Raw genomic sequence first — 13,818 nt, 5'->3', positions numbered from 1 at the left:
CCCGGCTTCCCCCATCGTAAAACGACCACAAAAAAAGGCCAACCAGTAATTACTGGCTAACCTGATAATACGAAAAACCGCCTGAACCATTGGATTTTCTCCAATAAGGTTCAAACGGTTTTCTATTTATAGAAAAATCAGCAATTCCTGAATTACACCTGTCTTGTTGTAATTTCTTCTTTGAGCTGGGCTACAATTTCGTCCAGTGGTTTCATGCCGAGATCGCCTTCTCCACGTTTCCGTACAGATACGCCCTCTGCATTGCGTTCATTTTCACCAACCACGAACATGTAAGGCATTTTCTCAAGCTGTGCCTCACGGATCTTATAACCGAGCTTCTCGTTACGCAGATCAGCTTCAGCAGAGATCCCTGCACGTTTCAACTTCGCTTCCACTTCACGTGCATAGTCGTCGAAGTTGCCGGATACCGGAATAACCTTCGCTTGTACAGGAGACAACCACAGTGGCAGAGCCCCTGCAAAGTTCTCCAGCAAGAATGCTGTGAAACGCTCCATCGTACTGATTACACCGCGGTGGATAACGACCGGACGATGCTTCTGTCCGTCATCTCCCACATATTCGAGCTCAAACCGCTCTGGCAAGAGGAAGTCCAATTGAACGGTAGACAATGTCTCTTCCTTGCCCAGCGCTGTTTTGATCTGCACGTCCAGTTTTGGACCGTAGAATGCTGCTTCGCCTTCTGCTTCATAGAATGGAAGGTTGAGCTCTTCCACAACTTCACGCAGCATGCGTTGGGACATTTCCCACATCTCGTCATTCTGGAAGTATTTCTCGGTATCCTGAGGATCGCGATAGGACAGACGGAAACGATATTCGTGAATGCCGAAATCTTTATAAACCGTTTGAATCAGTTCAATAACACGTGCAAATTCTTCCTTGATCTGATCCGGGCGTGCAAAAATGTGTGAGTCGTTCAGCGTCATTGCACGTACACGGTGCAGACCTGTTAACGCGCCCGACATTTCGTAACGGTGCATCATACCAAGCTCGGCAATCCGGATCGGCAGATCACGGTAGCTGTGCATGCTGGACTTGTACACCATCATATGGTGAGGACAGTTCATTGGACGAAGAACGAGTTCCTCATTGTCCATAACCATTTTCGGGAACATGTCTTCCTGATAGTGCTCCCAGTGTCCGGATGTTTTATACAATTCAACATTACCCAGCACTGGTGTATACACATGCTGATATCCAAGGCTCTCTTCCAGGTCCACAATATAACGCTCCAACGTCCGGCGCAGCTTGGCACCATTAGGCAGCCAGATCGGCAGGCCTTGTCCAACCAGCTGGGAGAAGGTGAAGATTTCGAGTTCCTTACCCAGTTTGCGGTGATCCCGTTTACGCGCTTCTTCCAGGAAATGCAAATGCTCATCAAGCTGCGCTTTCTTCACAAAAGCCGTACCGTAAATACGTTGCAGCATTTTGTTTTTGCTATCTCCACGCCAGTAAGCACCAGCGACATTCATCAGTTTGAATACTTTGATTTTGCTGGTGGATGGTACGTGTGGTCCACGGCACAAGTCGAAGAATTCACCTTGCTCATAAATGGTGATGACACTGTCTTCCGGTAAGTCACGTATCAATTCAAGCTTGTAAGGATCGCCCACTTCTTCGAAAATGTTGATCGCTTCCGTGCGGCTAACTTCTTTACGTACAATTGGCAAATTCTCATTAACAATGCGTTCCATTTCCTTCTCGATCTTCTGCAGATCTTCGGGATTGAGCGGTTGTTCGAGATCCATATCATAGTAGAAACCATCTTCAATGACAGGGCCAACACCGAGGTGCACTTCTTTGTTTCCGTATAAACGCTTCACAGCTTGAGCGAGCAAGTGAGCTGTACTGTGACGCATCACTTCCAGACCTTCTGGTGAATCCAGTGTTACGATCTCCACCAATGCTCCTTCATGAAGTGTTGTGGACAAGTCCACGACGATTCCATCCAGTTTGCCGGCTACGGCATTTTTGCGTAGTCCGCTGCTGATCGAAGCGGCTACATCTTCAATGCTGCTTCCTTCGGCATACTCACGAACCGAACCATCAGGTAGTTTAATGTTAACTGCCATTTGTCTCATTCCTCCTGTAAATTCAACCTCTGTCCATACATTTCATGGATGGATAATCTATTGCTGTTCCTGCGATTTTTGCAAAGGAACGCAAAAAACACCCGTCCCGGCAAAGGGACGAGTGCTGTATATACTCTCGTGGTTCCACCCTACTTCAGCTGCTTCATCCATATCGGAAGTACAGCCCTCATTGGCATGACGATAACGGGCATGACCCGGCATATCCTTACTCACGGACGATTACCTGTATAATAGAGGCAATCTCATATCCATTTTCAAAACTGCAGCTCCAAAGGGGTAAACCAAACGTGGTATCCGGAGGAAATTTCAGCCTGGTTCCCTCTCTCTGCACCGACCGTGCGTATGGTTCTTGTCTTTGTCAACGCTTTTGCTTATTGTTCCATAACAACTTCTAATAAATCATGGATCAACAGTTATTATAATTGCCGAGATCACTTGCGTCAAGACCTGTCAACAATCCGGAACGCAGCACTTCGCACTCGGGGCAATGGTGGCATAATTGTACCTTGTCCTCAAAGATTTGTCGGATCGTACAGATAATGGGGAGATCTGGAGTGCGCGTATGCAGCATGATTTTTTCCGGCGAGATGGAGATCAGCGTACTCACGATCATATCTTCGATATCCATTTCCAATTCCAGTCCCGGCATCTCCACAACGACCTGCTCATCCTTTTGTACGGGAAGCACATTAAGCGCAGCATCCAATACCTGAAATTCATGCAAACCTTTGTGTATCAAATGCACAAGAGGTACTTTCGCTTCCTGAAAAAATACAAAATATTTGAGAAGTCCCATAAACTCTTCGTATTGGCGATCCATCCAGAATTCATCCAGCGCATATTCCACCAGTTCATGAAGCTCCTGCTTGTATTGCCGAATGCGGAAATTCATAATGCCTTCAAGGTGAAAAAAATGAACCTCCTCCAAGTCCTGCTTCAGTCCATTGGCCAATGAGGTACGACGACGGTCCCGTAATCCAGGCTGATCCAAATCACTATTGAATAATAAAGGGATGCATATCCGGTTTACCTTCTCCACTTCATGTTCATCCATGACCGAGCAAGCCTTGGAGATCATCTCTTCCACAATAATGCGTTCACGTGTATTCATAATGAAATCGGCAAGTCCCGTGGCCAGCAAATCACTGATCTGAGGCAGCCACTGCTGGAAGTCAGCGTGATTCTCATTCCCTCTGCATACCCAGGCCGCTCTTCCGTCATTATGTTTGAAGGTGAGCCGAAATCCTCTTTTGCTTATATGTAAACCTTTGGTTTTTTCCTTCACACAACGATAAAATTGATCCGCTTCCTCCTGCCCTGATACATCGGTCCATACGGCGAACAGTTCCATAAGAATCACTCCTTTCCTTCCTGTTCAAAGTATATGGCAAGGCCGATAGGGATATACGAAGCGGATTGATGGAAAGCGTGTCATGATTTCTCAGTATATTATCAATCCGTTTGGAGTTAAGCCAAAAATGTGTTATTATTTTTATAACAGTATGTTTCACGGAAAAGGGGGGAAGCCAAAATGAGACAACAACCAAGAATACTCCGTTACGCTTTTATTATCATTTTGTGCGTATTCCAAGCGTTGTCTTTCCCTATTCCGATGCAGTCGGAATCCGCTATCGAGGTAAACGTTGAGGCGAACTCCAACAAGGAAGTTCTTGTCCATACATTGGAGTCTCAGCAGAAACCTGCCATTCGCAAATACCCACAAGTCATGTCGAAGTTGATTGCGGTCACGCATAACAAACCTGTCTTTCTTGTGCTCGCTTTGTTGCTAATGCTGCGAATTCCTACACCGCGTCTGCCCTTTAAACCGTTGATTTGTCTGTTTAAACGCAGATTATTTCTGCTACCCATTAAATTCACCAGTATGTATGTATCTCCCACCCCTATAGCACCAAACTACGTGAACGCTTATAACTAGGCCGTTACACCGTATTTTAGGTCGCTTGCATGGAGACACCTCTGTTTGATAGACGGTGTGCTTGTGCATAACTTATAACCCTTTTAGCAAATGTTAGATATCAATCAGCCTCATTGGCAACCCCTATTCCTAACATCTATTTTGTTATACCCATCTTTATTAAAAAATCAAACACTAGGCTGTCTGTCAGGAGTACCTGGCTCTGTTTACCCGCTTCAATTTAATGTTCCTTAGAGCAGCAGATCATTCTATATTCGGGAAATAAGCCTGTCTTCTGTGGCCAGCCCTCAATTTAAGGAGGCACACTATCCATGGATGTACGCGAAACAGATTTGCCGGGAATCGGCAAGAAATTTCAGATTGAAACGAGCAGTGGAGATAAAATTATTATCATTATTCACGATGACGGTCGCCGGGAAATGTACCATTTTGAGTACGATGATCCAGACCAAAGCATCTCCATGATTACGCTCGATGACTATGAAGCAAGACAGATTGCTGCCATCGTTGGTGGATTAACCTATAAACCTAAGCAGCTTGAAAATATTGAAGTAACGTTTGACGACCTGATTATTGAATGGTACAAAATCGAGCCATCCTACGGATGTATCGGTAAATCAATTGGTGAATTGGATGTACGTCAAAACTCAGGGGCAACGGTGATTGCCGTTGTAGAGAAGAATCACAAAAAACATATCAGCCCCGGTCCGGAGGTCGTGATTAGTGCAGAGTCCACGGTAGTAGCCGTTGGCGAACGCAATCAGCAAAAGCTATTCAAATCCCTCCTCCTGACCGGAAGGGGGTGAGTCGATGGATCATCTGATATTCGAAGTAGGTCTGGCTCTTGTGCTCATTGCAGCAGCCGGACTCTTATCCGCAAAACTGAGATTTTCGGTCGTTCCATTTTACATCCTGATCGGGATGGCCGTTGGACCTCATGCGATGAAGATCTGGCATCTGGATTTCCGCTTCATTGAAAGTCAGCCGTTTATTGAGTTTATGGGCCGAATCGGTATTCTGTTCCTACTCTTCTATCTCGGACTGGAGTTCTCGGTTGGCCGTCTTATCAAGTCGGGTAAATCGATTGCCGTCGGCGGTTCGATCTATATCGGGATTAACTTTACGCTGGGACTGATTTTTGGTTTTGCTTCCGGTTTCCCAGCCGCCGAAGCTCTTATCATTGCCGGGATTACGACTATTTCATCCAGTGCCATCGTCGCCAAGGTTCTCGTTGATTTGAAACGAACAGCGAATCCGGAGACGGAAATGATTCTCGGAATCATCATGTTTGAAGATGTGTTCCTAGCTGTATATATCTCCATCTTGTCTGGACTTGTGCTCAGTGATTCATCCTCCATCGGAGGTGTCATTGTATCCGCACTCGTTGCGCTTGGATTCATGCTCATTGTCATTATTCTTGGACGTAAAGCAACACCGCTGCTTAATAAGGTGCTTAAGATTCGCTCCAATGAGTTATTCTCGCTTGTGATTTTCGGTGCATTGTTCCTCGTAGCCGGATTCTCGGAAACTATTCATGTCGCCGAAGCCATTGGCGCCCTGCTTATTGGTTTGGTGCTGGCAGAGACGGAACATGCTAAACGGATTGAGCACTTGATTCTGCCATTCCGTGATTTCTTCGGAGCTGTCTTCTTCTTCAGCTTTGGTTTGTCCATCGATCCGCTGTCTCTTGGTGGCGAAGCTGTATGGCTTGCTTTGATCGCAGTTGTGCTCACACTATTCGGAAACTTCCTTGCAGGCATGCTCGCTGGTCGGAGTGCCGGATTATCACCGAAAGCATCAGCTAATATCGGATTGACCATTGTATCACGTGGTGAATTCTCCATCATTATGGCCAACATGGGTAAAGCCGGAGGACTTCTTCCGCTGCTGCAACCATTTGCCGCATTATATGTACTCATTCTGGCAATCCTTGGACCGTTATTAACGAAAGAATCCAAACATGTGTTCAGATTATTGGATAAAATATTTAAGTTTAAAGACCCTCGGAAGAAAAAAGAAGAACCGAAGGTATTGCAGAAAGAAGGATAACCCCTTGTCTGTTCAGAACAGACAACGTATTGTACTCGCGGCTCTACCGCCGATCTTTCTGTAATTACCCCAGGGAGAATGGTACGAAAGCCGCACAAAGGAGGATGACCTATGAAAGCACCTCTGATATCGGCTAATACGGTGCCACAAACTGCCAAGACCAGATTGTCATCTGCCCGTCGCATGTTGAATTTATTGTTTGTGATTGCAGGTGGAATACTGGCCTCCGTGGGACTTGAATTGTTTCTGCATCCCAATAAGATCATTATTGGAGGCATCACAGGTATTTCTTCATTGTTCGCCCACTGGACCGAAATGAGGATTGGATTGTTCCTGTTTTTGTTCAACGTTCCATTTATTTTTCTATCCTATAGACTTGTGCAAAAGAAATTCGTACTGGTCACTGTTCTGGGTTTGGTTGTCTTTTCGATTGGTGCCATTGTGCTTCATCCCATGCCGCCGCTTGTCGAGCACCCGCTGGCTGCCGCCATGTTTGGCGGATTATGTCTCGGATTAGGAATCGGTCTAGTCGTACGGTATGGTGGGACACTGGATACGCTGGAAATCGGTGATCCGTCCTCTCGTCCACCTGAATGTGTATTTAGCGGGAAACGGATGCTTATCGAAAAAATAATCATGCTGCTCAACTTGTTGATTCTAACTGCTGCTGGTGTTGTCTTTGGTTGGGATCAAGCGATGTATTCAGTAATCGCCTATCTTATTGCCTATGAAATGGTGTATATTGCATTCCGCGGATTCACAGCCAAGCGCAAAATATGTATCTTTACCACTCAAAGCGCCCAAGTTGAGAAAGCCGTCCGCAAACGGCTGCGCCGTGAGCCTGGAACATTGGATTCTTCGATCAATTCAGGACACGCTGCTCTGACCGAAGGATGGATCCAACACGTTCCGGGAGCACTCTATTATGAGATTCATTTCCTCGAAATGATCTGGCTCAAATCTATTGTGCGTCATATTGATCCACATGCAGGTATTGTGACGAACCCGGAGAAATAATCTGATTCCTATAGGGTAGGCAAATTGAACTAAAGAATATTTACACTTGCCACTCCGATGACAGAACAAACTTCCGATCGCTGTTATCCCCAGATTTTTGAATTCCCTTTTTCAAAGGTGAAAATCCGGGGATAAAGGCGAAGCGTAAGCTTCCGATGCAGCTTTCTTTCAGAAAGCTTTTAGCTCCACTTCTTCAGGTTATTTCTGTCCTCTCCGTTCTCGTGTAAATGTTTTGTTCAATTCATATAAGCAAACAAAAACTCTCTCTGATTCCTATGGATGTGTAGCATTCATTGAGGATCAAAGAGAGTTTTTTGTTCATTCTTATTTATAACTCCACTATCGCTTTCACAACATGCGAATCCGGTTGTAGCCAGGTGTCGATCGTATCAGGCAGTTGGTCAAAATTTGCCCGGTGTGTAATGTAATCATCCATGTTCAGCTTTTTCTCCCGCAGGATCGACATGACCTGCTCAAAATCATCCCGCGTTGCGTTTCGGCTGCCCAAAATGCTCATCTCTCGCTTGTGAAAGTCCGGATCATGAAAGGAAATATCGGCTTTGACCAGTCCAACAAAGATTAATTGACCACCATGGGCCACATAATGGATCGCATCATTCATCGAATGCATGTTTCCTGTTGCATCAAAGACAGCCGTCGCATAGTCCCCATCCGTAATTTCAGCAACGTACTGGGCCGCTTGTTCATTGGCCTGAACCAAAGCATCCACTCCCGCCCACGTACGGCTAAGCTCCAGCCTGTCCACATTCCGATCAATAGCAATGACCCGAGCACCCGCCTGTCTGGCAAATGCCATCACACCAAGTCCAATCGGTCCAGCTCCAATGACAACAACCTGATCTCCAGGCCTTAGACTGGCTCTTCTGACCGCATGAGCACCAATACTCAGCGGTTCTATCATCGCAGTTTCATCCAGTGTAAGCCCTTCGGCTTGGATCAGATGCGAGACAGGTACAACGATTCTCTCTCGCATGCCTCCGTCCACATGAACACCCATCACTTGCATGGACACACAACAATTCGTTTTACTCGATCGGCAAGCGATACAATGACCACAATGCAAATATGGAATAATACTCACCTGATCTCCCGGCTTCAAGCCCGCTTCATTGGGCCCGATCTCTTCAATAATTCCTGCAAGCTCATGACCCAATACTCGGGGATAGGTGAAAAATGGCTGATTCCCTTTGTAAGCATGCAAATCTGTGCCGCAGATTCCAATCCGTCGGATGGATACCAGCGCCTGATTCTCGGTTCTTTGGGGTTCAGCTATGTCTTGCAACGCCAAACGATTTATTTCTTCACATATAACCGCTCTCATTCCTGTTCCCCCTTCAATGATGATTGTGGCTTCAAGTGATGTGCAATGTTGTATTCAGGCCGGCCGCTGGCCCAGCTCTCATTATGAATTGGAGCCAGAATACGCAGCACCTCCGATAACAGTTCCTGGTCTAGTGGTTCTTCGATCCAGGCTGCATTGTTACGGATATTATGTTCGCTTGCACTGCTGACCAGTGTCGTTGGAATCTGTTCATTGGCTGTTGCAAACTGCACGGCAAGCTTGGCGATGTCACTGCCTTGTTCCGCACAGAACCGTGCTGCTTGCAGACAGACCTGCTTCACATGATCATCTGCCGGGTGCCAGGCAGGAGTGCCTCTTGTGCTTAATAAACCCATGGAAAGAGGCGAAGCATTCACAAGGCCAATTGATTTCTTTTCCAAAAGAGGGAGCAGGGACAGCAGTGAAGTGTCATTCAGTGCATAATGGCAATAGGAAATGATTGCGTCAGCATCAATCTGTGGCAATACCTTTTCAAATAATGGCAGTGGTAATCCACAAATTCCTGCATGGCGAATCACTCCCTGCTCTTTCAGGCGGAGTAAGGTGGGGAAAGCTTCTTCAATAATGATTTCGGCCGGGACAAACTCAATGTCATGCAGGAACAGAATGTCGATATAATCGGTATGGAGTCTATCCAGACTCTCTTGTACACTATCTTGTATCCGTTTACGAGAAAAATCAAATGTATTCTCCCCATAACGTCCAGCTTTGGTCGACAGCGTAAACGAGCTGCGCGGCAAACTGCGAAGGGCCTCTCCAAGTACGGCTTCTGCCTTCGTTAATCCATAATAGGGCGAAACATCTATATAATTCATCCCTGCATCTACAGCAGCGTGAACCGTACGAATCCCCTCACCCCGGTCAATATCACGAAATACCGAACCTAGTGAGGATGCTCCAAAGCTCAATACAGGTACTTCCAGTCCCGTCTTTCCAAGTCTTCTTGTTTTCATCGGCCTGCCCCTTCCCAGCATGTCTGCTTACCTCAAGTGCCCTTTCATTGTAACAGTTCGATTTCAATATGAAATATCGCCAAATGCGTAATATGTACTGTTTGATGATCTGTGAATAATCGCTTGCTAAGTCTCTCATCCCCATATAATATAGATATATATAGTCCATAAAAGACATTCATTGTCTACATTACAGGTTAAAGCGGGGGAACTAAATATGAAATTTACTTCTGGCGTGGAACAAGCTGCGGCCATCGTCGTTCTTTTGGCAAGTCAAGACCTAAAAAGCCCGCTAGCTTCGGATGAAATTAGTCGAATTCTGGAGGTTTCGCCTTCGTATATAAAGAAATTGACTCGAAGGATGGTAATCAAAGGAATTATTAATTCTGTTTCTGGTACCAAAGGTGGGATTACTTTGGCAAAATCAAAAAACGAATTGACTGTACTTGATTTAATTGAGGCTATTGAAGGTCCGATAAATGTGTATCAGAGCACTGGACTTATTCAGAATTCGTTCAAGGATGGCCTATATGCTGAAAAAGGATCTGAGGTAATTTCTTCCATGTTTGAAGGAGCCAATCAATTACTTGTTCAATACTTTTCTTCGATAACTATAGCTGACTTGCTTAAACAGAGTACTGGTGGATCTGATCTTCCGAAAATAGATTGGAACACGATGTCACTAGCACATTTTCTGAATAAGAAATAGGCATGCAATGAATACATTCCAAGTGGGTAGAGAACAGTTATACCCAACAGTCCCCATTTCAGTACAGGAACAGATTAGCATCTTTAGTTTAATAATAATCGTTGACTCAAAATGGAATTGCCTACAATTCCATTTTGAGTCTTTTAATATATAAACCAAGCTTATTTTTGTATTCCAAAAATCCGTTCAAAATAAAATCTATTCAAAAACGTACTCATTGTCTATATAATCCTCTCTATTCAACCACTATTATTCAAGGGGAAGAACGTTTATCCTCATAATTCCAGAACTATAAAAAATATCGCTTGCTAAAAAAATCGAAGTATTTTAATATCGATAATAATAATCCATTATGGATTTATTTTATCCAAGTTTAGATAGGAGGTCAATTTTATAGGATGTTTTCGGCAGGTCCGGAACAGCCTTCAGCTGCAGTTGTACTATTGGCAAGCCAAGACCTGAAAACCTGCTTAAACAAAGCACTGGTGTCTCTGAACTTCCCAAAATGGATTGGAGCACTACGTTTTTACCCTAATTTGTGAGAAAGAGATGAGTAGACCATGAACGCTTTCAAAATGGAATGGAAAAATATTTTCACCAACCGAATACTTTTGGGGACACTCGTTGTTCTGATGTTTGTTCCCATCATGTACAGTGGTATTTTTTTGAGCTCTGCCTGGGATCCCTATGGTCGTACAGCAGAATTACCTGTCGCCGTTGTTAATGAGGACACAGCCACCAACTACGGTGATAAGACGCTGAATTTGGGAGAAGAACTCATCAATCAACTGAAAGATAACGATTCGCTCCAATGGCACTTTGTAGACCAGACTAAGGCAAAACAAGGACTTGAGGATGGAGATTACTATATGGTGATCACCATTCCGAAGAACTTTTCAGCTAACGCCTCTAGTGTACTGGACCAAAAACCTACAGCGATGACCATGAATTACGTAATTAACCCAGGGCGAAATTATTTCGCCAGCGTTGTATCCTCACAGGCGGCAGCATCCGTTAAAGAGATGGTGGCGTCCAATATAACAGAAGTCTATACCAAGACATTATTCGATCAAATCGGAAGCATTGGAGAAGGCATGCAAGAAGCCGCCGATGGCTCAGGAAAAATACAGGATGGAATAGGAAACGCCAAGGATGGCAATCTTCAGTTGAAAGCAGGCTTACAGAAGCTTACCGACAGCACGTTAACATTCAGTGATGGCTCACAACAGATGGTTGTTGCACTGAATTCCGCTCAAACAGGCGTAGCTCAGCTTCATGAAGGCGCCCGGAAACTGGATCAAGGGATATCCGCATATACTGTCGGTGTAGACACACTCTATACAGGTAGTCAGAAATTTGTAGAGGGCGCTAATCAATTGAATGCCGAGACGACCAAGCTTGTAACAGGTGCTCAGTCACTGGCGACAGGTGCGGAGCAAATGGTTCCTGGACTCCAAAGTCTTTCCAATGGCTCAATCTCTGCCTTGGGAGGTAGCACCGCGCTGACTCAAGGATTAAACGAAATGAATGGTGCAGTCTCTCGTTTGACTGATGATAACAAAGGAGTTCCCGCACTAACTCAAGGACAGGAAAATCTGCATTCGGGAATTGTTGTACTCCAAACAGGTGCTGATTCTCTCCAGAAAGGCTTGTCTCAACTAAGCAGTAGTATACCTTCAGAAGATCAGACGCAGCAATTAAGTCAAGGGTTGCAACAAATTCAAGACGGAATGAATCAACTGGCCGATCAGATCGGCTCGGGAACTGATTTGACCAACTCCTTTAACGTAATTCAGAAAAATATGAGTTCGATACAGCTGGCGCTAACCGCTCTCTCCACCCAGCAGCAAAGCAATGGTAAAAGCACCCTGTCTGTAATTCAAAAAACAAGCGGCTTTCAAGCTCTGACTAATGCCCAGCAACAAGAGCTGGTTAATGCGTTGGATGAAGAATTAACTAAACAAGCTGAGCAACAAATAGTTCAATTACAAACCATTTCCTCTGCTCTGTCGGAAATGGAGAAGGCTATGAACATCGAGCTCCTTCCAGCAGTAAAAGAGATCGGTACACTCTCTACTGAGATTCAACAGTTAAACGGAGCAGTGAACCGTGTGAATCCTACGGCAGTTCTAGCAATATCGACCTATTCAACACTGGACACCGCTATCAATGAAAAATTGCTGCCTGGCTCAGCTAAATTGAATCAAGGTCTAGCTGACGCCCTTAAAGGAAGCGACGGGTTAGTTTCTGCCATGAAGCAGCTGAACCAACAAATACCTGTGTTGGCCCAAAGTACAAATCAACTGTTTGAAGGAAGCCAGGAATTAACAGATGGTTTAACATCACTTTCCTCGGGCAGCCAGCAAATGGTCGTAGCTGCTGGTCAATTTGGTCCTGGTGCGGATCAATTTTCTACCGGTGTCAAGCGATACTCCCAAGGATTAGAGCAGCTTAGTGTAGGAGCACAGCAAATGGGTGGTGGTTTGAATCAACTGGCAGCTGAATCGGGTGAACTGTCCAAAGGCTCAGCAGCCATTACACAAGGTCTCTCCTCTCTTGCCTCCAATTTTCCAAATCTAGTAACAGGCGCAGAGAAACTTTCTGGAGGGGCGGAGCAGCTTCATGACGGTTCTTCTTCATTACTACAGGGTTCAAATGATCTGAATGATGGTATTGTTCAATTGGAATCAGGTACTGACGAATTAAATACAAAATTGAGTGATGGTGCAAAGCAGATTGAGGACGTGAGTCTCAAAGATGCCAATGCCGAAATGATCGCCAAGCCGATTAACCTGGAAAAGCAGGAATACAGTAGCGTTCCTAATTATGGTCATGCACTTGCTCCATATGTTTTAATTCTTGGCCTGTTTGTTGGTGCCATTGCCTTTAATCTGGTATTTCCCCTTACCAGTCCTGCCGGAAAAAAAGCATCTGGTTTTTCCTGGTGGTTAGGCAAATTCTCGGTTGGTGCATTGCAGGCAACCTTAGCGGCACTGATTATGGTAATCATAATGGTACTCGGGATGGACCTTCAGGTTGACAACCTGCTGCAATTTGTCGTTCTGGCGATTACCGCGTCCATAACATTCATGTTTTTCGTTATGCTACTAAATGTAGCTTTCGGAAATGCGGGCCGTTTGTTGGCCATGGTCATCCTCGTGATTCAACTTGGTGCAAGCGGTGGTATGTTCCCTATGGAACTGACCAACAAATTTTTCAACGCACTCCACTGGTTATTGCCGATGAGCTATGCAGTTGAGGGCTTTAGAAGTGCTCTTACCTCCAGTATGAGTGCTGGGCAATTTGGTTCAAGCATGATGGGGCTAATCGGATTTATGATCCTCTTCAACGTGTTACTACTGTCCGTAATGGTTGTTAAATCTCGAAAAAACGCTTCTTTTTCTAACCATAATGATGCTGGATCATTATCTATATAATAAAGAAATACTATTTTTAGCTAGCAAAATTAAGACCAGGCAGAAATTACAATTCGCCTGGTTTTTCTTATACACAAGAATACATTATTATTATGGTCATACTCTGCTACTCGCTACCTACTCACCTAAGTGGGGAACTTTGAGTCTAGTTCTTACTATAATGCAACAGATCTTACCCTTCTGTTAACAGACCTACAGAGTTACCTCCCCTGCGGACATATTTTAAGAGCCCGCTAAACTCTC

11 protein-coding genes are annotated in these 13,818 nt (G+C 44.9%); 6 read left to right on the top strand and 5 right to left on the bottom strand.

Going from position 1 to position 13,818, the window contains the following annotated elements; genetic code table 11:
* Positions 1-152: 152 nt before the first annotated feature.
* The 3 genes from thrS to P5G61_RS23760 form a co-directional block, all read right to left on the bottom strand.
* Positions 153-2,090 (bottom strand): threonine--tRNA ligase, encoded by a 1,938-nt coding sequence (gene thrS, locus P5G61_RS23770; protein ID WP_301248687.1) that lies wholly within the window; start codon positions 2,088-2,090, stop codon positions 153-155.
* A 57-nt stretch (positions 2,091-2,147) separates the two neighbouring features.
* Positions 2,148-2,324, bottom strand: coding sequence for a hypothetical protein (locus P5G61_RS23765; protein WP_301248686.1), 177 nt, complete (start codon positions 2,322-2,324; stop codon positions 2,148-2,150).
* Positions 2,325-2,517: 193 nt separating this feature from the next.
* Complete coding sequence (locus P5G61_RS23760) at positions 2,518-3,462, bottom strand: putative sporulation protein YtxC (protein WP_301248685.1); 945 nt, start codon at positions 3,460-3,462, stop codon at positions 2,518-2,520.
* A 180-nt stretch (positions 3,463-3,642) separates the two neighbouring features.
* On the opposite strand from P5G61_RS23760, the gene P5G61_RS23755 reads away from it, so the two are divergent.
* From P5G61_RS23755 to P5G61_RS23740, 4 genes are all read left to right on the top strand, one after another.
* Positions 3,643-4,047 carry a hypothetical protein gene (locus tag P5G61_RS23755; protein WP_285074727.1) on the top strand — a complete coding sequence of 135 codons (405 nt, stop codon included), beginning with the start codon at positions 3,643-3,645 and terminating at the stop codon, positions 4,045-4,047.
* A 311-nt stretch (positions 4,048-4,358) separates the two neighbouring features.
* Positions 4,359-4,853: a cation:proton antiporter regulatory subunit gene (locus tag P5G61_RS23750; RefSeq protein ID WP_024629028.1), complete on the top strand. Its 495-nt coding sequence runs from the start codon at positions 4,359-4,361 to the stop codon at positions 4,851-4,853.
* A gap of 4 nt (positions 4,854-4,857) precedes the next feature.
* Positions 4,858-6,096, top strand: a complete 1,239-nt coding sequence (locus P5G61_RS23745) for a cation:proton antiporter (RefSeq protein WP_301248684.1) — start codon at positions 4,858-4,860, stop codon at positions 6,094-6,096.
* A 111-nt stretch (positions 6,097-6,207) separates the two neighbouring features.
* Complete coding sequence (locus tag P5G61_RS23740) at positions 6,208-7,113, top strand: YitT family protein (RefSeq protein ID WP_301248683.1); 906 nt, start codon at positions 6,208-6,210, stop codon at positions 7,111-7,113.
* Between the two features lie 328 nt (positions 7,114-7,441).
* Here P5G61_RS23740 and P5G61_RS23735 read toward each other — a convergent pair whose 3' ends face one another.
* Entirely contained in the window at positions 7,442-8,455 is a 1,014-nt protein-coding gene (locus P5G61_RS23735; protein ID WP_301248682.1) for a zinc-binding alcohol dehydrogenase family protein, read from the bottom strand.
* Positions 8,452-9,429, bottom strand: coding sequence for an aldo/keto reductase (locus tag P5G61_RS23730; protein ID WP_301248680.1), 978 nt, complete (start codon positions 9,427-9,429; stop codon positions 8,452-8,454). Before P5G61_RS23730 ends, P5G61_RS23735 begins: the two co-directional genes overlap by 4 nt.
* 217 nt (positions 9,430-9,646) lie before the next feature.
* Here P5G61_RS23730 and P5G61_RS23725 point away from each other — a divergent pair, with 217 nt between their 5' ends.
* Together P5G61_RS23725 and P5G61_RS23720 are read left to right on the top strand one after the other, a co-directional pair.
* The gene (locus tag P5G61_RS23725) at positions 9,647-10,138 is read left to right on the top strand and encodes an RrF2 family transcriptional regulator (RefSeq protein WP_301248678.1); all 492 of its coding nucleotides are present in this window, start codon (positions 9,647-9,649) and stop codon (positions 10,136-10,138) included.
* A gap of 560 nt (positions 10,139-10,698) precedes the next feature.
* Entirely contained in the window at positions 10,699-13,575 is a 2,877-nt protein-coding gene (locus P5G61_RS23720; RefSeq protein ID WP_301248676.1) for a YhgE/Pip domain-containing protein, read from the top strand.
* Positions 13,576-13,818 lie beyond the last annotated feature (243 nt).

Origin of the sequence: Paenibacillus vandeheii (genome assembly GCF_030433635.1) — a bacterium.
GTDB classification, from domain to species: domain Bacteria; phylum Bacillota; class Bacilli; order Paenibacillales; family Paenibacillaceae; genus Paenibacillus; species Paenibacillus vandeheii.
The sequence above is the reverse complement of the archived record's forward strand: the minus strand, read 5'-3'. Positions and strand labels throughout refer to the sequence as shown.

Excerpts from the sequence above, each read along its gene's own strand:
- P5G61_RS23725 (WP_301248678.1), top strand. The coding sequence starts at position 9,647 with ATGAAATTTACTTCTGGCGTGGAACAAGCTGCGGCCATCGTCGTTCTT.
- P5G61_RS23735 (WP_301248682.1), bottom strand. The coding sequence starts at position 8,455 with ATGAGAGCGGTTATATGTGAAGAAATAAATCGTTTGGCGTTGCAAGAC.
- P5G61_RS23730 (WP_301248680.1), bottom strand. The coding sequence starts at position 9,429 with ATGAAAACAAGAAGACTTGGAAAGACGGGACTGGAAGTACCTGTATTG.
- P5G61_RS23740 (WP_301248683.1), top strand. The coding sequence starts at position 6,208 with ATGAAAGCACCTCTGATATCGGCTAATACGGTGCCACAAACTGCCAAG.
- P5G61_RS23745 (WP_301248684.1), top strand. The coding sequence starts at position 4,858 with ATGGATCATCTGATATTCGAAGTAGGTCTGGCTCTTGTGCTCATTGCA.
- P5G61_RS23760 (WP_301248685.1), bottom strand. The coding sequence starts at position 3,462 with ATGGAACTGTTCGCCGTATGGACCGATGTATCAGGGCAGGAGGAAGCG.
- P5G61_RS23750 (WP_024629028.1), top strand. The coding sequence starts at position 4,359 with ATGGATGTACGCGAAACAGATTTGCCGGGAATCGGCAAGAAATTTCAG.
- P5G61_RS23755 (WP_285074727.1), top strand. The coding sequence starts at position 3,643 with ATGAGACAACAACCAAGAATACTCCGTTACGCTTTTATTATCATTTTG.
- thrS (WP_301248687.1), bottom strand. The coding sequence starts at position 2,090 with ATGGCAGTTAACATTAAACTACCTGATGGTTCGGTTCGTGAGTATGCC.
- P5G61_RS23720 (WP_301248676.1), top strand. The coding sequence starts at position 10,699 with ATGAACGCTTTCAAAATGGAATGGAAAAATATTTTCACCAACCGAATA.